Genomic DNA, 20,277 nt, shown 5'->3' on the forward strand with positions numbered 1-20,277 from the left:
ATGTTACAATAAAACCATGAATACAAAGATATCTCATTTTTCCCCATTGGATTTTCCTGAGCAATTACGAACTTATATAGAGGGAGCAACTCTTTCTGACAGCTCTTCTCATTCAGGCGCAAGGGTTCTCTATCTTGATTCAGGTTACTATTTGAAAATAGATCAAAAGGGAAGATTAGAGCGAGAAGCTAGCATTGCGAGTTGGTTTGAACAAGAGGGAATAGGAACTCCAGTCATCCACTATCTATCTACAGATAAAGACTACCTCCTGACTAAAGAGGCTATTGGTCATAATACTCTCGCTTTTTTAGACCAGCCAGAGACAATCTGCCGTACCATGGCAGAGGCTCTTAAAAAGCTTCACAGCTTTTATCCGCAAAAATTTCCATCAGATAATCATTTACAAGCCTATAAAGAAAGAGCCTTTAAAAACTATAAAAAAGGGGAGTTCTATGCTAAGGCTCTCCTACCCCAATTCCGGATTAGCAACCGCGAAGAGGCCTTCCAACTCATCCAAGAACAAGGGTACCTTTTAAAGACAGATGCCTTTATTCACGGGGATGCCTGTCTACCGAATTTTATTCTAAAGGATGTTGACCACTTCTCTTGCTTTATTGACCTTGGCTTAGCTGATTTCAGTGACCGACACATCGATCTCTTTTGGGCAGTTTGGTCCCTCAACTATAACCTACATGACCCTAAATACGCTGAACTATTTCTTGACTATTATGGGAGAGAACAGGTCGATGTAAATAAACTTCGACTCGTTGCTGCCTTTGAAGCGTTTGGATAAAAGGAAAACCATGAAAATCACAAAACTAGAAAAGAAAAAACGTCTCTATCTGCTAGAACTTGATAGCGACCAAACCTGCTATATTACAGAGGATACCATTGTTCGCTTTATGTTGACCAAGGATAAGGAAATTAGTCCTCAAGAGTTTGCAGAAATTCAGACCTTTGCACAATTTTCCTACGGAAAAAATCTGGCCCTCTACCACTTATCCTTCAAGGCCCGTACTGAAAAAGAAGTCCGAGATTATCTTGTTAAACATGAGATTGATGAGAAAATCATACCCCAAGTCATCCAAGCTCTCAAGGAAGACAACTGGATCAATGACCGTCAGTATGCCTATGCGATCATCAATTCCAATCAGCTATCTGGTGACAAGGGAAGCTTCATGCTCATACAAAAGATTTCTCAAAAAGGAGTTGCTAAGGCTGTTATCCAAGACGTCTTACAAGAATTTGATCTGACGGAAGTCGCAGAGCGTACAGCCGAAAAACTACTGAAAAAATATGATGGTAAACTCCCTGCCCGTGCCTTACAAAACAAGATAATCCAAAATCTTACCAACAAAGGTTTTTCCTACTCGGAGGCCAAAGCAGCCTTTGATCAGCTGGATAGCCAGGTAGAAGAGGAAACTGTTCAGGAACTTATTTTTAAAGAGTTAGACAAGCAGTGTCGGAAATATTCACGAAAGTATGAAGGTTACGAACTGAAACAACGTTTGACCCAAGTTTTAGCTAGAAAAGGTTATGATTTTTCGGATATAGCCAGCGCCCTTAGAGAATATCTTTAATTTTTTCATGAAAAAACTAAGAACTTTAAACAAAAATGTGATACAATAGTAAACGATAAACTTATAAATTGTAGAAAGTTGGTTAGTTATGAAACTTCCAAAAGAAGGCGACTTTATTACAATTCAAAGTTATAAGCATGATGGGAGTCTCCACCGTACTTGGCGAGACACCATGGTACTAAAAACAACAGAGAACGCTATTATCGGCGTCAACGACCACACACTTGTTACCGAAAGTGACGGTCGTCGTTGGGTGACTCGAGAACCGGCTATTGTTTACTTTCACAAAAAATATTGGTTTAATATCATTGCCATGATTCGTGATAATGGGATTTCCTACTACTGCAACATGGCTAGCCCATACTATCTAGACGAAGAAGCTTTAAAATACATCGACTATGATTTAGATGTTAAAGTTTTTACAGATGGCGAAAAACGCCTCTTGGACGTTGAAGAATATGAACGTCATAAGCGTAAGATGAATTATCCTGATGATTTAGACTATATTTTGAAAGAGCATGTTAAGATTCTTGTTGATTGGATCAACAATGAACGAGGCCCCTTCTCAGAAGCCTATGTCAACATTTGGTACAAACGCTACGTAGAACTAAAGAATCGGTAAAGTTGTCAAAGGTCAGGAACAAAATCCTGACCTTGTTTTTTGGTTGTGTAAAATATGTTGTGTAAACAAAACCTCTATAGTAGAGTTGCAATACATTACTAGAAAGAGATTTATGCAAAATTCACGTGATATACAAAACAAATAGATATACTGATATTTTTTAATCTCTTTGTTCCTTGTAAGTTAAGAACAATCTTCTATCGTTTAATACAAAAAATACGAAGATAATCGGTATAAAAAAATACAAATCACCTTCGTATCAAAATATTTAGTATTTTCTTTCTACATAGCATCAATCCTTTAGAACAATCTTTGGAAAAAATCACTTAACAAAGAAAATGTTATTTAATCTACTAACTCATTTAATCGTCTTTGAAAATATAAAGCAATATTTTTAGAGTCAATAAACTCAAAATATTTAATGACATTTTGCATTTGCTTAATTCCGGATTCTTTAGATTCTGTCAGGTATATTTTATATCCTTCTACAAACTTGAAGGTAGATTTTTCAAAGACTTTCGTGTCATCTTTTAATAATTTTCTTAATTTCATTTCAAAGTAGTCTGCATATGATAGGTGTGAATTTTCAAGGCAACAGAACCAAAAATTTAAACAAGCTGACACAACTAAATTTCTATTCTTGCCGATTTTTTCATAATAATGTGTACGCTCTAGTATTTCTTTTCCAAGCCTGTAAATATAATCTATTTCAAAAAGATGATATAAATTGCCAATCAGCGTTATCTCATAGGATTCCCATCGTTCCTTCTGAAATAAATAGTCATATACTAAATTTAGATCGTCTCTACTAACTACATAATTACAATCTATCTGATTTAATAATCCCTGAACCATAATTGTATTTATTCTATAAATTTTTTCCCCACTCTTCTCAAAAAGTTTTTGTTGCTCATTTTTTATCTCCTCCAATCCTTTAGTATTCAAACTATAAAAATTTGGAGATAAATTAACCAAAAAATTATCAAGCTCTGATCTTTTATAATCTTCTAGATAATTACAAAAATTCTCTATCGAAACATTGATATTTGATAATAATTCAAAAAACGTTGAAAGAGAAATTTCATTTTCTCCCCTTTCAAATCTAGAAAGTTGAGATTTTGATATAGAATCAGCTGCAGCATACTCTAAAGAATATCCGTTTAATTTTCTAAAATATCGAAAAGCTTCTCCGTAATTTTTCACACTTTCGTTCCCTTAACTTTCTTTTCGAGCGATAAACATACCATATTCTTTAGGAATGATCAACATACCATTATTAAACTCACTTTCCAATCTTTTACGTATTATTTCCTCTTCTAGTGAACCTATTTCGGAAATTCCTTTAAACGATTGGATGTATTTAACTAGGTCATCTATTCTAGTTACCTGTAACTCATCATCATAGAGTAATGTATCGACAGAGTTAAAATACCTACTCAGGTACCTTTTACCATTTTGTAAAGTAAACGTTTTATTTTCTAAATCTTGATCAACTTCATCTTTAAATAAACTTGCCAAATAATCTACAACCCCATTTTCACCAAATGTAGCACAGTAAAAAATGCCTCCCGTTTTTAAGACTCTATTCACCTCAGAGAGAGCTTTAGGAATATCATTCACATGATGTAGAAGCATATTAGCAATAACAATATCAAAGGTTTCATTCTCAAAAGAAATCTTTTGAATATCCATTATTTCATAGTTGACATTGTCTCTATTTCCAATCACTGATTTCGTTGTTTTTACCATATCTTTAGAAAAATCTGTAACAACCAACTGCTTCATTTTATCTATAGAATCACTATTACTTTTCCACAGTTCTCCTGTACCACATCCTAATTCTAGAACCTTTACTTCATCAGCGATTTGGTAGTTAGAAAATATCCAATTATTAAATCCCAGTTTATTTTTTGAATACTTCTTATGCAATTCTACTCGAATATCAAGATTATCATGATTTTTATATTGTTCAATTACCTTATCAACCATTCTGAATGACCTCCACTCTATAATTTGACATTATATCACAAGAATAAAGGTAGTGTAAAATAAGTTGTATAAATGCAAAAAGGAATAATTTTACCACAGTATTAAACTATTTTTTGGTCTTCTAGACTCCAAAAAACACTTTTAACCTAAACTTCATTTTTATCCACAAATCTTAAGTCTCAACTGATTTATTGAATTCTCGCAAGACACGGACTAAAAATTTAAAGATTGATCCATCTATTTCTATCCCAGTAAATTTTAGCAAAAAACCTGCCTTAAGGCAGGTTTCCCTTTAAATATCTAATTTCGTAACGGTAAATTTGATATGAGAATAATCTTTCTCGATATCCTTATCTACCATAAAGGCTGTTGCATCCTTCTTGACCTGCACCAAGTCGATATTCTGGGCTTGAGCTGCATAGACACAACCACAGTAACATTGACGATAGATATCGTACTCTTCACACATCTCTACAGAACGTTTGTAGCCTTGATTCTTCTTGAAATCACTCGGAAGATAATGAGTAGTATATATTTTCTGCACATCAATCCCAATACTATTGATGGTTTGTGAATTTTTGTGAGGACTGATGGTTAGGGCTGAGCCAAAGTAGTCAAATCCTAAGTCCATAGCCACCTGCGCTGTCTTATCCAAACGATAGTCAAAACAAACCTTGCAACGATCGCCACCTTCAGGTTCTTCTTCCAAACCTCGAACCAGTTTACGGTATTCATTGGGTTCGTACGGTGCTTCTAGATATTGGACATTATTGCCAGTTCGCTCATTAAAATCACTGACAAACTTTTGGGTCACATAAGCACGCTTATGATATTCTGCCTTGGGATGGATATTGGAATTAGCAAAATAAATGGTCACATCGGCATACTTAGTCAAGTACTCTAAAGTGTAGGTACTGCATGGAGCACAACAGACGTGCATGAGAATAGTTGGTCTTTCTTCATTTTTTTCCCAAACTTGGACCATCTTTTGCATGACACGGTCATAGTTGATCTTTTGATTGGGATTCATCTTGCTTAGAATTTCTTCAACATCAATCATGCTCTTCTCCTTTTCTTCTTGTTATTGTACCACAGGATGCTACTTTGAGCAAATAGGGTTTCGTGCTTTATTCAGTTTTCAAGTCCTGATTTAATAGCTTACCCATCCTTTTTAGGCTGATTATTAATATAGGATAAATTAAAAGTAAGATAAGGCCTAGAACTAAAAAGACAGCAACAAGACCCCAACGATCAATCAACCAACCTATCAATGGGAAAATGACAATCATGGAAAGACTAAAGAGCATGGAATTGATACTAAGCATAGTTGCTCTTACACTGGAAGGTAAATAACCTTGTAAGTCATTGAAATAGATAGGCTGATAAACTGCATAAAGTGTATTGGTTAAAAGATATACAAGAAGAAAAGCAAAGGGTGTTCCAGAAAACACCAATAGTAGGGACAAGCCCGTTAGTGCAACAAGAGTCGGAAAAACTAGATTGCTATTCCATTTTTTACCAATTTGACTAGCTACATAAACTGCTATAAGATTTAAGCCACTACTAATCAGCATGACCAGCGATACCTGCCATCCTACTATGTCACTTATTTTCTGCTGATAGTAAAAGTAAAACATGCACATGAGTGTCCCGACTAGCTGATAAGTCAGCATCCAGTAAAAGAGTACTGGTTTTTCCTGCCATTCCTTTCGAACTTGCAGGACAATCGTTTTAAAGGTTAAGACTTCATTTCTTCCTCTCTTAGCCATTGGTTCTTTCATAAAATAAATCAAGATTATAGAAAGAAAAGATAATCCAATAGCAATTAGATAGGTCCAAGCCAATGCTCCGTGAATAAAGAAGCCTGCCACAACTGTACCTAAGGTTCGGGTGACTTCTGCCACACCAGACAAAAAGCTAGAAATCTGAAGATATCGGTCCTTTTGACCCGCTTCTACCGCAGAATCATATAAGAAAGCGGGGCTGGTTCCCGAGTCAAAATTATAGGACCAAGCACTGACCATCATGGCAAGAGCATAAATCCAAAAATTCCCCTGACCAAACAAAATCAAGATAGAGGATACAATACTGGCCAAACGAGCCAAATAGAGATTGGTCTTGTAGCTAAATCGATCAGCCAACATACCAGAAGGGATCTCACACAAGAGACTTGTCCCATGAAAGATACTTTCTAAGAGACCGATTTGAAGCAAGGAAAGACCATTCTGAATGAAAAATAGAATCCAAAAACTGGTAATTCCAAAATAAGATGTAAATTCCAGACCTGCTAGGAGTGGAATATTGCGTTTGTAAGTTCTTTTAAACATTGTTTTCTCTCTTTCAATAAGTAATATGATTGTTTCTAAAAGACTTACTGAGATTTGCCTACATTTTCTCTACCTCTTTCATTTAAAGTAATACTCAATGAAAATCAAAGAGCAAACTAGGAAGCTAGCCGCAGGCTGCTCAAAACACTGTTTTGAGGTTGTGGATAGAACTGACGAAGTCAGTAACATATATACGGCAAGGTGAAGCTGACGTAGTTTGAAGAGATTTTCGAAGAGTATAAAAACGCCAGACGGCGTTTTTATGGCTATTAAGGTTTGATACGGTGCAACATACGTGGGAATGGAATAGCTTCACGGATGTGTTTTGTACCTGCTGCGAAGGTTACCATACGCTCGATACCAATACCAAATCCACCGTGTGGTACTGTACCATATTTACGAAGGTCAAGGTAGAATTCGTACTCTGTAAGATCCATACCAAGTGATTCCATCTTAGCGACAAGGGCATCGTAGTCTTCCTCACGCATGGAGCCACCAATAATTTCTCCGTAACCTTCTGGAGCAAGCAAGTCTGCACAAAGCACGCGATCTGGGTTACCAGGAACTGGTTTCATGTAGAAAGCTTTGATGTTTGATGGATAGTTGATCACAAAGGTTGGTACACCAAAGTGGTTTGAAATCCAAGTTTCGTGTGGTGAACCGAAGTCATCTCCGTGCTCAAGATGTTCGTAGTCAGCATCTTCGTCGTTCTCATGCTCTTGCAAAAGATCAATGGCTTCATCGTAAGTAATGCGTTTGAATGGCTCAGCAATGTAGCGTTTCAAGAGCTCTTTATCACGCTCCAAGGTTTCCAAGGCTTGAGGAGCACGATCTAGAACACCTTGAAGCAGCGCTTTAACATAAGCTTCTTGCAAGTCAAGTGACTCGTCGTGCGTCAAGTATGAATACTCAGCATCCATCATCCAGAACTCAGTCAAGTGACGGCGAGTTTTTGATTTCTCTGCACGGAACACTGGACCAAAGTCAAAGACGCGACCTAGAGCCATAGCACCTGCTTCAAGATAAAGCTGTCCTGATTGGCTTAAGTAAGCTGGTGTTCCAAAGTAGTCTGTTTCGAAAAGTTCTGTAGAATCTTCTGCAGCATTTCCTGAAAGGATTGGGCTATCAAATTTCATGAAGCCGTTCTTATCAAAGAACTCATAAGTTGCATAGATGATAGCATTACGGATTTGCATGACAGCTACTTGTTTGCGTGAACGAAGCCACAAGTGACGGTTGTCCATCAAGAAGTCTGTTCCATGTTCTTTTGGAGTGATTGGGTAATCTTGAGATTCACCAATAACTTCGATGTCTGTAATATCTAATTCGTAACCAAATTTAGAACGCTCGTCTTCTTTAACAATCCCTGTCACGAAAACAGAAGTTTCTTGGCTTAGGCGTTTGATCGTATCAAATTTTTCAAGACCTACTTCTTCACCAAATTTCTCGATAAAGTTTGGTTTGAAAGCCACGCCTTGGAAGAAGGCAGTTCCGTCACGCAATTGCAAGAAGGCAATTTTTCCTTTTCCTGACTTGTTAGCAACCCAAGCACCAATAGTGACTTCTTGACCAACGTAGTCTTTTACTTCGATAATTGTTACACGTTTTGTCATGTTTTATCTTCCTTTTTTCGTTTAACTTGTCCAAAGACATTATTACTCATTATTGTACCACAAATAATGGCTGATAGCTAGCTAGTTTGACAGAAATTCATAAGTTTTAGGCAACAAAAACCTCCGCCAAAAGGACGGAGGTTTAACTTATTATTTTTCCATAAATTGGTGCAAACGACGAATAGCTTCCTTAAGTGTATCTAGGTCTGTTGCATAGCTGAGACGAACATTTTCTGGTGCTCCAAATCCAGCTCCTGTAATCAAGGCCAGACCAACTTCCTCAAGGATAGCCGTTGTAAATGCTGTTACGTCGGTATAACCTTTCATTTCCATGGCTTTTTTAACATTCGGGAAGAGATAGAAAGCTCCTTGTGGTTTGACAACCTCAAAACCTGGAACTTCACACAAGAGTGGATAGATGGTATTGAGACGTTCCTCAAAAGCTTGACGCATAATTTCTACAGAATCTTGAGGTCCAGTTAGCGCTTCAATCGTTGCATATTGAGACACTGCTGTCAGATTTGAAGTTGTTTGACCAGTCAATTTGCTCATGGCAGCAATGATTTCTGGATCACCAACTGCATAACCTACCCGCCAACCTGTCATAGCATAGGCTTTTGAAACCCCGTTAATGACAATGGTTTGCTTGCGAATAGCTTCTGATAGACTAGAGATTGGGATGAACTCATTCCCGTTATAGACCAAACGACCATAAATATCATCGGCCAGGATGAGAATATCATGTTCAACTGCCCAATTTCCGATGGCCAAGAGTTCCTCACGAGAATAAATCATCCCAGTCGGATTAGAGGGTGAGTTTAGTACCAAGACTTTGGTCTTATCTGTGCGAGCTGCTTCTAATTGCTCTACAGTTACTTTAAAGTGATTGTCTTCCTTGGCTTGAACAAAGACTGGAACACCACCAGCCATTTTAACCTGATCCCCATAGCTGACCCAATATGGTGTTGGAATAATGACCTCATCGCCTGGATTGACCACAACCATAAAGAAAGTATAAAGGGAGAACTTGGCACCTGTAGCAAAAGTGACTTCATTTGCTGCCACAGAATAGCCATAATAACGTTCAAAATAGGTATTGACTGCTGCTTTTAACTCAGGCAAACCTGAAGCTACTGTATAAAAAGAAGCTCGTCCATCTCGAATAGCTGCAACAGCAGCATCTTGAATATTTTCTGGAGTATGAAAATCGGGCTGACCTAAAGTTAAGAAAAGAACATCTTTTCCTTCAGCCTTTAACTTCTTTGCTCTTGCATCACTAGCCAGAGTGACACTTTCTTCCATTTCTAATACACGCTTGGATAGTTTCATAGCTTCTCCTTTTCGATTAGGCTACCAGATTCAAAATCTACTAGATAATAGTCTCCTCTAGACTTGATTTCCCAGACAGGCTTTTCAGCGTACCGTCCAAAAGTAATCTTGTCAATCTCAGTTGCTCCTTTTTCTCTGACAACTGCTTCTGCTTTTTCTTGAGAAGTACCATTTTCTAGTTGATATACGTAAATATTGTTGCTACTTTTCTCTATTAAAACAGCAACTGGTTTCTGGTTCTTATCTTGGCCAAGAACACTATAATAGCTTTCTAAACCATTGAAGATATCAATCTGGCTAACCGTTTCTAGATTTGCATACTGCTTAGCGAGTCTCTCACCTTCTACCTTTGCAGTTCGATAAGGCTTCATGCTGAGCCATACCAAATAAAGAAAGGCAGAAGTGATGACTAGAGTTAACAAAGTTATACCAATAATGTACTGAAATAATAGGGAATTTTTTTCTTTTTTCTGTCTCTTTTTCACTCGTCTATTTTACCATCTATCCTAGTGAATTACAAGTGAAGTTAGGGGAGGAATCTGGATTTTCAATACGTTTTTAGGATATCATTACATAACTTCAAGCCGTGTTTTTATAGACTTTTCTACGGTCTTCATTTTTAATTAAAAACTTAGATTCTATTGATTTTATTTTCTGAGCATATCCCTTGCAAATGATTTTATCGTGTTGTAACATATATTATAACAACAGAGTGGTTCTGATTAAAAGATTAAAATTAAAAGGAGACTCCCTATGTCTAAAAAAGTATTGTTTATCGTTGGTTCACTTCGTGAAGGTTCATTCAATCACCAAATGGCACTAGAAGCTGAAAAGGCACTTGCTGGCAAAGCTGAGGTAAGTTACCTTGACTACTCAGCCATTCCTCTCTTTAGCCAAGACCTTGAAGTTCCTACACTTCCAGCTGTTGCAGCGGCTCGCGAAGCTGTTCAAGTTGCTGATGCTATCTGGATCTTCTCTCCAGTCTACAATTTCTCAATTCCAGGGACTGTGAAAAACTTACTTGACTGGCTTTCACGCGCAATTGACTTGTCTGACACTCGTGGAGCATCTGCTCTTCAAGATAAGATTATTACTGTATCATCTGTAGCTAACGCTGGACACGATCAACTCTTTGCGATTTACAAAGACCTCTTGCCATTTATCCGTACACAGGTTGTTGGTGATTTTACCGCAGCTCGTGTTAATGATTCTGCCTGGGCAGATGGTCAATTAGTCCTTGAAGATAGCGTTGCTGCTTCTCTAGAAAAACAAGCTGAAGACTTACTTCAAGCTATTCAATAATAAAAAAGATAGTAGAAAATCTCATTTCTACTATCTTTTAGTTTATTCAACAAATTCTCCAATCATACTATGTTTTAATGGTAAACTACACATTACTAAAAGGAAAATGAAGGAGGATTGAATCCAAAAGAGGGCCAAATCAAAAATTCCATGCACAGCAACTACTGTTAAGAATGAAAGATAAAGACCAACAATTGGACGCTTGCTCGGCTCCTGACTCATATCAATCAACATTCGAATTGGACCAGAAGAAGCTATTCCTAACAATACCGTTCCTACCACACCGTAACTCAATATCGTATCAATGTATATACTATGAGCATGTTCGTGATAAGGAGCAAAAATACGAGGATAAGAGTGCATATAGGTTAGGGGCCCCTCGCCCCAGAAGGGATTTTGTTTGAATAAGGTCATACCTGCATTCCAGATCGACACTCGTTCTTCCATAGATGAATCGAGCGTCCCCATTCGAACTCCCAAATCACTCGAGAAGAGGAAGGCTAGACCAACACCAAAGACTCCGATACTAAGCCAGAATGCACGCCAGTTTTTAATGGTTGTGAAAAGATAAATAATCGCACCAAAGATAATGGCTGGAAAAGCTGTTCTATTTTGGGTGAAATTCAAGCCAAACAAATTCGCAAAGATTGCAATGAGAGAGAAAATTCTCAACCATCTCAATCTAGTCGTACTTATTAGGTAAAATCCAATCATAATACAGAAGCAACAGATAATCCCATAATAATTAGGATTAAAGAAGGCTACCTCTGCACGGTTCTGATGCCAGACCTGCATCTTAGGTGATAAGAAAGTATAATCAAATTTCTTTACAATCTGAAAGTGCTCTAAAGCTGCAAAAACTGATGCTAGCACACTAAGCGACATAACCGATTGCAATACTAATCTGAAAAACTTAGGGGTTAAATGGGCTTGGTAATAATAAAAGAAAATTGCAAAGAGGAACATTCCTAAAGTGGAAACCATCCCCATCACATTTTGAGCTAAAAGAGAGATAACACCACTATAGCCGATAAATAAAAGTAAGATAGAATGGTGGGACAATCGTTTTAATATCCCCTTCATCTCTCCTGTAAATATTAGACCTATTAAGTAGGCGATAAAAATAATAACGAAAATATAAAAAGGCAAGAAAATACTTAGAATAACAGCTAGTAAGACTAGCTCTTGCTTGGATAAGCCTTTCAATTTTTCAATGATACCTATTGATTTCACAACAGTTCCTTTCTCTCTGCGCTATAAAGCTCAGATAAATAAACTATTAAAACATTTTACCATTTTTCAAATGATTTGAAAACCACTTTGTCCATGTCATCCTGACTAAAACTAGGTAAAATTTTATAGCGAGCTAAGATATCTCTCAAAGCGCGCATCCTTTTTTTAAAAATATGGTACAATAAATCTAGTTGTTCCAGAAAGGACCTAGTATGAAATCCTACCAAGAAGTTTACAAAATCTTAGCTCATGAAACAGATTATTTAAGCGGAGAGAAAATCGCTGAAATATTAAACCTCTCTCGCACCTCTGTTTGGAAAGCTATCCAACGCCTCCAGCAGGAAGGTTTAGAAATTGACAGCATCAAAAACCGTGGCTACAAACTTCTTCACGGTGACCTAATCTTACCTCAAGAAATAGAAGCCAACAGCCCAATCTCAGTTCAATTTAAACCTATCACCAAATCAACCCAGAGTGATGCTAAGGAGGCCATGGAAGCTGGTGCCAAAGGAGACACACTCTACCTATCAACAGGCCAAACTATGGGACGTGGTCGATTTCAACGCCCCTACTATTCTCCAGAACAAGGTGGGATTTACATGTCTCTCCACCTCAAGCCCAATCTCTCTTATCTAGATCTACCAGCTTATACACTCCTGACTGCAGCCGCAATTTATAAGGCTGTTAAAAACCTTTGTCTGATTGATTTAGATATCAAATGGGTAAATGATTTATACCTAAATCATAAAAAAATAGCCGGTATTCTAACCGAAGCCATCACTTCTGTCGAAACCGGCCTTGTCACAGATGTTATTATTGGTGTTGGTATCAACTTTTCTATCGCTGATTTTCCAAAAAACCTACAAGGGAAAGCTGGAAGTCTCTTCTCTCAAAATAGCCCAATCACTCGCAACGAGCTGATTGCAGAAATCTGGAAATGTTTCTACGAAACTGAGACCGATGAGCTGCTTTACCTCTATAAAAAACAATCAATTGTTTTAGGCAAAGAAATTTCCTTTAAGAAAGATCAAGAAATCATCTCAGGAAAAGCTTGTGATATCTCTGACCAGGGTCAACTACAGATCCAATTAGCTACTGGTGAGAAAATTTGGCTCAATAGTGGCGAAGTTTCGCTCACTAAATGGTGAATTATTTTTGTAAAATAAAAATCGACCTCTCTTTCGAGAAGGTCGATTTTCTTATCATTTATTTTTTCAAACGCTCCACATCACGCGCAATCACAAGTTCTTCATCAGTTGGGATGACAAGTACACGAAGTGTCGCAGCATCTGTAGAAATGTCTCCAGTTACTCCAAAGACATTTTTCTCTGGGTCTAGATCACAACCAAACCAAGAGATACCTGAAATAACTTTCTCACGCACAAGAGTTGCATTTTCACCAACACCAGCAGTAAAGATAATAGCATCTGCCCCGTTTAGAACTGCCAAGTATTGTCCAATGTATTTTTGGATACGGTCAACATACATTTCAAAAGCAAGAATAGCATCGTGATTGCCTTCGTTCACACCATTCTGAACATCACGCATGTCACTTGACAAGCCTGAAACGGCCTGAAGACCAGATTCACGGTTTAGAATACGACTAATATCGTCTGGAGTCTTGAAGTCTTCTGTATGTTCCATCAAGTAAGGAATGATAGCAGGATCGATATCTCCAGTTCTTGTTCCCATCATAACACCAGCAAGTGGAGTGAATCCCATTGATGTATCGATTGATTGACCTCCCTTAACAGCTGTGATAGAAGCACCATTACCGATATGGCAAGTGATCAATTTCAACTCTTCTAGTGGACGTCCCAAAAGTTTTGCTGCTTCTTGAGCAACGTACTGGTGACTTGTACCGTGTGCTCCATATTTACGAACCTTGTTTTCTGTATAGTACTTAGTTGGTAATGGATAACGGTATGCTTTTTCTGGCATTGTTGTATGGAATGATGTATCAAAGACTGCTACACTTGTAATATCTGGCAACAATTCTTTGAAGGCACGAATCCCAGCTGCATTGGCAGGGTTGTGCAATGGAGCAAGAAGTCCTAGTTCTTCAATTTTTTCTAAGACATCACCTTCAACAACTGTAGACTCTTTGAAGTACTCTCCACCTGCAACAACACGGTGTCCGACACCAGTAATTTCATCATAAGTTTTAATAATATTAAAACGAATCAAGTCATCAAGTAAAATCTTAACAGCCAAGGTATGGTTTTCAATATCAAGAACTTGTTCTTCAGAACGACCATCAAACTTAACTGTTGACACCGAATCCTTCAATCCAATTCGCTCAATCAAACCTTTTGCAAGCACCTTTTCTTCTGGCATTTGGTAAAGTTGCCATTTCAAGCTAGAGCTTCCAGCGTTAATTGCAATGGTTTTTGTCATAAATTTATTCCCCTTTTTAAGCGTTTTCAACTATTATATCAAAATTTACACTAGATTTCATGCCCTTGACACCAATTTTGAAAATTTTCCTTAAATTCCATCAAAATTTCAGGGTCACGAAGACTGGTAAGTGGGTAAACAAATGGTTCAACTCCTTCTCCCGTCTTCTTTTGTAGGACAAAAATGCTCTTAGACTGAGCTCCTTGGGCGAAGAGATCCTCTGGTAAGGCAATAATTGCCACTAGTTGAGCCTGGTCAGTGAGCCATGATTTCAAAAGTTCACTCTGAGGACTTGTCAGAAGATCTGTTGGAGCTAGAAAAATCGCATAGCCTCCTGTTCTGAGATACTTGAGTGATTGTTCCATTAACAAATGATGAGCATAAGTATGTTCATTCGTAGCCGCTACTTGATAACGTGAGGCTGTCTGATCATCTGGATAGTAACCGACAGGCAGGTCGCTCACAATGATGTCACTTTCTTTTAATACTTGTGGACGTACTGCATCTCCTTGGACAAAGCCCATTTGAAGATCCATTACTTCCGCCATGCTTGCCGCCAAGTCAATCAAGAGATCATCAAGTTCTATTCCCAGGTAATCTACCTTTTTGTTCATGGACGTTAAGAAACTAGCTCCCAGAATTCCCATCCCAGAACCCAATTCCAATAAGCTCACATTTTCAGCAGGGAAAAGTTGTTCAATGATAAAAATCATCAAGTGACCAACCACATCCGGTGTGAACTGGTGATTGGCTTGAAGAGGTTCTGTTTGAGCTGCCTTCATTAACAAAAATTGATAGGTCCGTAACCACTCCTCTTTTCGAAGTGCCAATCGTTTTAGAGCCTGGTTATTGTTTTTGACTTGCTCTAGATTGGTTTGACCATCTAGATAAATCCCATTTTGTTCAATTAAGGCATCATAAAAGCTTGTCGCCAAATCGTTTTGAATGATTTGGACATTTTCTAGTAAATAGGTATATGCTTGTTCAATTTTTTCAAAATCCATAATCTTATCTTACCAAATTCAGAGCTGATTTTCCAGATTTTCATAATACTGAAAACAAATTAAAAACCTCTGAGATGACTCTCAAAGGTTTATTCTACTATTTACTATTTTCAACAGCTGCTGTTACAAAAGCAGTGTAAAGTTCTTCTGGACGATTTGGACGACTTGAAAGTTCTGGATGGTACTGACAAGCCACAAAGAATTTGTTTTCTGGGATTTCAACAATTTCGACCAAGCGATTGTCTGGTGAAACACCTGAGAAGACAAATCCTGCCCCTTCAAACTGCTCACGAAAGGTATTATTAAACTCATAACGGTGGCGGTGGCGACGTTGGACCACTTCTTTGTTATGATAAGCTGCCGCCGCCTTAGAACCACGTTTCAACTTAGAAGGATAAAGTCCCAAACGAAGGGTTCCCCCCATGTCCTCAACATCAATCTGATCACGCATGATATCGATGATTGGATATTTTGTATCAGGATCAAGCTCTGCTGAATTAGCTCCTTCAAGTCCCAAAACATGACGGGCAAACTCGATACAAGTCAATTGCATTCCCAAGCAAACCCCAAGCATTGGTACATCATTTTCTCGAGCATAGCGAATCGCTTGAATCTTACCTTCTGTCCCACGTTGACCAAAACCACCTGGAACGATAATTCCATCAGCGTCATCTAATAGTTCTGCCACATTGTCAGCTGTCACATCGTTAGCATTGACCCAATCAATCTTCACTTCTGTATCATTGGCATAACCAGAGTGTTTCAAGGCCTCTACGACAGAAATGTAGGCATCTTGCAGCTCGACATACTTACCAACAAGAGCAATTTTGACTTGTTTTTTTAGATTCATAACCTTATCAACCATAGCTGACCACTCTGTCATATCTGCTGCCGGTGCATCAATCTTCAAATGGTCACAGACGATTTGATCCATGCCTTGAGCTTGCAGATTAAGCGGAATTTGGTAAAGATGATCTACGTCTAAGGACTCGATAACTGCTTCTGGTGCCACATCACAGAACTGGGCTAGTTTGTTTTTAATCCCTTGTCCTGCTGGTTTTTCTGTACGAATGACTAACATATTTGGCTGGATTCCCAAACCACGCAATTCTTTGACAGAGTGTTGAGTCGGCTTGGTCTTCATTTCTCCAGCCGCCTTGAGGTAAGGAAGCAAGGTTGTATGGATATACATGACATTTTCTGCTCCGACATCAGACTTCATCTGACGAAGCGCCTCTAGGAATGGAAGGGACTCAATATCTCCAACTGTTCCCCCAACCTCTGTAATAATAACATCAGAGTCAGTCGTTAGGGCGGCACGCTTGATTTTTTCTTTCAAGGCATCTGTAATATGAGGAATGACTTGGACAGTTGCACCGAGGTACTCCCCACGACGTTCTTTACGCAGAACTTCGCTGTAGATTTTACCAGTTGTCACATTTGAGTATTTATTGAGATTGATATCAATAAAACGTTCATAGTGACCCAAGTCCAAATCTGTCTCAGCCCCATCATCTGTTACAAAGACTTCCCCGTGCTGGTAAGGACTCATGGTTCCTGGATCAATATTGATATAAGGGTCAAATTTTTGGATGGTTACCTTCAAACCACGATTTTTCAAAAGGCGCCCAAGGCTCGCTGCAACGATACCTTTCCCAATAGATGACACCACACCACCAGTTACAAAAATATATTTCGTAGACATAGATTCCTCTTTCTAAAATGCTCAAGATCTTGTTCACTAGAGGGGGACTAAGAAAACAAGACCTTCACCGATAACCACAATCCAGGATGATAATTCCCCTGGAAAAACAAAAATAGCTCCCTAGTAACTAGGAAGCCCCGACCTCAAAAAGAGGTGCCCGAACAATATCTTACCTCAATTTAGCTCATTTGTCAAATGTCATTCTTTACTAGATTTATAGTTCTACTGCAGAAAAGAAAAACAACAAGGGAATTTCCTTGTTGTTTGGTATTATTCTTCTTCTTCCTCAGAATCTTCGTCATCTTCTTCAACGAGTTCGACATCTTCCCCAAGATCATCTGGTGCGATTTCGTTGATTTCAGCGTCGTAGGCTTCTACTTCGTTCTTTTCATCATCTGGATTTTCATCATCATAAGAAAGAGCTGGATCTTCTTCGTAGGCATCCTCATCCTCTGGATCATCTGCACCATAATCAATGGCATCCGTATCTCCATCCATAAAGGCATTAACACGTTTTTTCTTAGCCTTAGGTGCTACTTCTTCATCGTCACTTTCTTCAAGAGCAATGATTTCTTCGTCAATTTCATCAACTCCATACCATGAACGAAGGCCCCATTTGTTATCTCCAAGAGAGATGAAGCTACCATCAAAGTTCAACTCTGTATAGAACAAAGGTAGTGCTTCGCGAATATCACTATTAGAGGTACCAAGATAGTTTTGGATTTCATTGACCAAATCGCTAAAATGCATTTCGTGATCGCGACCACGTTGTTCCAAGATGGCACGAGCCACCTCAATCATAGATAGTTCACTTTTTTCTTGCCCAGCAAATACTTCTAATTCCAAAGCGTTTCTCCTCTTTTTTTACTACTAACGCCAGAGTATATAAACTCTGGTCTCATTTTATCACGTACTCTTTATTGTACGATAATTTTCTTTATTAGTCAAAGGTTTAGAAGAAATAATGTGAAATATTTCAGCGAATGAAAAGACCTGGGAGATACACTCACAGGTCCCTTACTTTATTTATAGCTTAAAGCTCGTTTAAAGGTTTTCCAGATACCTAAATCATCTGTTTGGAGGACTAGGCTAGCATACATACGTCCGATAAAGGCGGTTGCAGTCACGGCAAATACAACTGTTATCGCAAGAGAAATCCAAGCCTCTATGCTATTTGCATAACCATTAATAGCCCTGAAAGGCATAAAGAAGGTTGAGATGAATGGAATATAAGAACCAATCTTCAAGATCAAATTATCCCCAGAAGCTCCTAAGGCGGTTACCCCTATAAAACCTACCATAATTAAGAGCATTAAAGGGGACAAGGCCTTACCAGAGTCTTCAGGTCGAGAAACCATAGAACCTAAGAAGGCAGCCAAGACCACATACATAAAGAGACTGACCAATACAAACAACAAGGTATTGACCGAAAAAGCTTCTCCCAAATGACTTAGAATACCTGAATTAGCCAAGAAAGGCATATCCTTAAAGAATAAGATAGCTCCAAGTCCGCCTACAACATAAATACCAATATGAGTCAAAATGACAAGAAGTAAGGCAATCATACGTGCATAAAAGTAGTGACTAGCACGAATACTTGAGAAGACCACTTCCATAATTTTTGTCCCTTTTTCACTGGCTACCTCTTGAGCAGTGACACTGGCATAAGTAATCAAGATCATATAGAGGAAGAAGCCTAGTCCTGCCGCCGCAAAGGTTTGGACCATCTTTTTACTTTCCTTAGATTCATCAATCTGCTCTGAGAATTGAATCGTTTGTGCCAAGTGCTGTTCCTGTTCCTGAGATAAATGTGCCTCCGAACGATTGAGTTGGTATTGGAGCTCATTTAACTTAGTTGTCACAGCTAACTTTATACCACTTTCAAGTGAAGTTTCACCGTGATAGACTGCCTTGAGAACACTACCTTCTTGATCAATCGTTAGATAGCCCTTGATTTTTTCATCCTTGACAGCTTCTTGGGCGCTTGCTTCATCCTTATAGTCAAAATTAATGCCATTGGTCGATTTAAGACTCTCTGTTACAGCAGGTACCGAACTAACTACTGCCACCTTATTATTCTGAGCCAGAGAGGAACCTTGGAGATAGCCAATTCCGCCAGACAAGCCGATAAAGAGGAAAGGCGAGATTACCATAAAGAAGAAACTCCAGGATTTGACATGACGTAGATAAGTTTCTTTGATTACAACCAACATATTTCTCATACTTCCACCCCTGATTCTAGTTTAAAGATTTCATCAATTGTCGGAGCTTGCTGGTCAAAGGTCGCGATATAGTGTCCTTTAGTCAAGATAGCAAAAAGCTCCTGTCCTGCATTTTCATCATCTAGGATGAGCTTCCAAATCCCCTGCTTGGTCAAGCTAGCATGAATGACATGTGGGAGTTTTTCCAAGTCTTCCTGACTCTTTTCACTTGCAACAAAGAGTCGCGTTTTGCCGTATTGATTGCGAACATCTTGGACCGGTCCATGCAAGACGACACGCCCATCACGAATCATAAGGATATCATCACATAGCTCTTCGACATTGGTCATGACGTGGTCTGAAAAGATAATGGTTGCACCACGTTCTTTTTCTTTCAGGATGACCTGCTTGAGCAATTCAGTATTGACTGGATCCAGTCCACTAAAAGGTTCATCTAGAATGATCAGATCTGGTTCATGCATTAAAGTAATGATCAGCTGAATCTTCTGTTGATTCCCTTTTGAGAGACTCTTAATCTTGTCTGTCAATTTCCCCTTGACTTCCAGCCTCTCCATCCATTGAGGGAGTTTTTCTTTGATTTCTTTTGCATCCATGCCTTTTAACATGGCTAGGTAACGAACCTGCTCTAGAACTGTCAACTTAGGCATGAGACTACGTTCCTCGGGTAGATAGCCAATCCGAGCATAGGTTTCTTGACGAATTTCCTGGCCATCAAACTGAATTTCTCCCTGATAATCTAAAAATTTCAAAATACTATGAAAAATGGTTGTTTTCCCTGCTCCATTTTTTCCAACTAGACCTAAAATTCTTCCAGGCTGAGCTTGAAAATCAACGCCAAACAAGACTTGTTTGGGACCAAAACTTTTTTCAAGATTGCGGACTTCTAACATAATCCACCTCCTACTAATCTTACTCTCATTATACTCCTTTTTTTAGTCATTACAAGGATTTATG

At 38.5% G+C, this 20,277-nt stretch carries 19 protein-coding genes; 5 read left to right on the top strand and 14 right to left on the bottom strand.

The genetic code is table 11. The features are described 5' to 3' along the window. Positions 1-16: 16 nt before the first annotated feature. From AB2B47_RS04530 to ntdP, 3 genes are all read left to right on the top strand, one after another. On the top strand, positions 17-793 hold the full coding sequence (locus AB2B47_RS04530; RefSeq protein ID WP_320693726.1) for an aminoglycoside 3'-phosphotransferase: 777 nt from the start codon (positions 17-19) through the stop codon (positions 791-793). A 10-nt stretch (positions 794-803) separates the two neighbouring features. Then, complete coding sequence (gene recX, locus AB2B47_RS04535) at positions 804-1,580, top strand: recombination regulator RecX (RefSeq protein WP_006152297.1); 777 nt, start codon at positions 804-806, stop codon at positions 1,578-1,580. 88 nt (positions 1,581-1,668) lie between these two features. Then, positions 1,669-2,202 carry a nucleoside tri-diphosphate phosphatase gene (gene ntdP / locus AB2B47_RS04540; protein ID WP_004252157.1) on the top strand — a complete coding sequence of 178 codons (534 nt, stop codon included), beginning with the start codon at positions 1,669-1,671 and terminating at the stop codon, positions 2,200-2,202. Between the two features lie 345 nt (positions 2,203-2,547). Here ntdP and AB2B47_RS04545 read toward each other — a convergent pair whose 3' ends face one another. The 7 genes from AB2B47_RS04545 to AB2B47_RS04575 form a co-directional block, all read right to left on the bottom strand. Continuing rightward, positions 2,548-3,405 (bottom strand): Rgg/GadR/MutR family transcriptional regulator, encoded by an 858-nt coding sequence (locus tag AB2B47_RS04545; RefSeq protein WP_006152178.1) that lies wholly within the window; start codon positions 3,403-3,405, stop codon positions 2,548-2,550. A gap of 12 nt (positions 3,406-3,417) precedes the next feature. Continuing rightward, entirely contained in the window at positions 3,418-4,191 is a 774-nt protein-coding gene (locus tag AB2B47_RS04550; RefSeq protein ID WP_006151643.1) for a class I SAM-dependent methyltransferase, read from the bottom strand. 292 nt (positions 4,192-4,483) lie between these two features. Continuing rightward, positions 4,484-5,251, bottom strand: a complete 768-nt coding sequence (locus AB2B47_RS04555; protein ID WP_004252154.1) for an epoxyqueuosine reductase QueH — start codon at positions 5,249-5,251, stop codon at positions 4,484-4,486. Between the two features lie 67 nt (positions 5,252-5,318). After that, entirely contained in the window at positions 5,319-6,518 is a 1,200-nt protein-coding gene (locus AB2B47_RS04560) for an MFS transporter (RefSeq protein ID WP_320693727.1), read from the bottom strand. Between the two features lie 269 nt (positions 6,519-6,787). After that, a complete protein-coding gene (gene asnS / locus AB2B47_RS04565; protein ID WP_006152324.1) occupies positions 6,788-8,131 on the bottom strand; it encodes an asparagine--tRNA ligase in 1,344 nt (447 codons plus the stop codon). 150 nt (positions 8,132-8,281) lie between these two features. Further along, positions 8,282-9,460 (bottom strand): pyridoxal phosphate-dependent aminotransferase, encoded by a 1,179-nt coding sequence (locus tag AB2B47_RS04570; protein ID WP_320693728.1) that lies wholly within the window; start codon positions 9,458-9,460, stop codon positions 8,282-8,284. Beyond that, complete coding sequence (locus AB2B47_RS04575; RefSeq protein ID WP_320693729.1) at positions 9,457-9,945, bottom strand: cell wall elongation regulator TseB-like domain-containing protein; 489 nt, start codon at positions 9,943-9,945, stop codon at positions 9,457-9,459. Before AB2B47_RS04575 ends, AB2B47_RS04570 begins: the two co-directional genes overlap by 4 nt. Before the next feature lie 268 nt (positions 9,946-10,213). Here AB2B47_RS04575 and AB2B47_RS04580 point away from each other — a divergent pair, with 268 nt between their 5' ends. Continuing rightward, entirely contained in the window at positions 10,214-10,762 is a 549-nt protein-coding gene (locus AB2B47_RS04580; RefSeq protein WP_320693730.1) for an NADPH-dependent FMN reductase, read from the top strand. A gap of 42 nt (positions 10,763-10,804) precedes the next feature. Here the strand turns inward: AB2B47_RS04580 and AB2B47_RS04585 are convergent, their stop codons facing one another. Then, on the bottom strand, positions 10,805-11,995 hold the full coding sequence (locus AB2B47_RS04585; RefSeq protein ID WP_004252136.1) for an O-antigen ligase family protein: 1,191 nt from the start codon (positions 11,993-11,995) through the stop codon (positions 10,805-10,807). Between the two features lie 212 nt (positions 11,996-12,207). Here AB2B47_RS04585 and birA point away from each other — a divergent pair, with 212 nt between their 5' ends. Further along, entirely contained in the window at positions 12,208-13,143 is a 936-nt protein-coding gene (birA, locus tag AB2B47_RS04590; protein WP_006151414.1) for a bifunctional biotin--[acetyl-CoA-carboxylase] ligase/biotin operon repressor BirA, read from the top strand. Between the two features lie 58 nt (positions 13,144-13,201). Here the strand turns inward: birA and AB2B47_RS04595 are convergent, their stop codons facing one another. From AB2B47_RS04595 to AB2B47_RS04620, 6 genes are all read right to left on the bottom strand, one after another. After that, entirely contained in the window at positions 13,202-14,392 is a 1,191-nt protein-coding gene (locus AB2B47_RS04595; protein WP_006151798.1) for an acetate kinase, read from the bottom strand. Positions 14,393-14,442: 50 nt separating this feature from the next. Further along, positions 14,443-15,396, bottom strand: coding sequence for a class I SAM-dependent methyltransferase (locus tag AB2B47_RS04600; RefSeq protein WP_006151658.1), 954 nt, complete (start codon positions 15,394-15,396; stop codon positions 14,443-14,445). Positions 15,397-15,493: 97 nt separating this feature from the next. Then, positions 15,494-17,101, bottom strand: coding sequence for a CTP synthase (locus AB2B47_RS04605; protein ID WP_006151568.1), 1,608 nt, complete (start codon positions 17,099-17,101; stop codon positions 15,494-15,496). Positions 17,102-17,371: 270 nt separating this feature from the next. Next, a complete protein-coding gene (rpoE, locus tag AB2B47_RS04610; protein ID WP_006152209.1) occupies positions 17,372-17,947 on the bottom strand; it encodes a DNA-directed RNA polymerase subunit delta in 576 nt (191 codons plus the stop codon). A 176-nt stretch (positions 17,948-18,123) separates the two neighbouring features. Then, entirely contained in the window at positions 18,124-19,323 is a 1,200-nt protein-coding gene (locus AB2B47_RS04615) for an ABC transporter permease (protein WP_006151612.1), read from the bottom strand. Beyond that, positions 19,320-20,213, bottom strand: coding sequence for an ABC transporter ATP-binding protein (locus AB2B47_RS04620; RefSeq protein ID WP_006152132.1), 894 nt, complete (start codon positions 20,211-20,213; stop codon positions 19,320-19,322). Before AB2B47_RS04620 ends, AB2B47_RS04615 begins: the two co-directional genes overlap by 4 nt. Positions 20,214-20,277 lie beyond the last annotated feature (64 nt).

The sequence above is a fragment of the Streptococcus wuxiensis genome (assembly GCF_040888245.1).
Taxonomy (GTDB): Bacteria; Bacillota; Bacilli; order Lactobacillales; family Streptococcaceae; genus Streptococcus; species Streptococcus wuxiensis.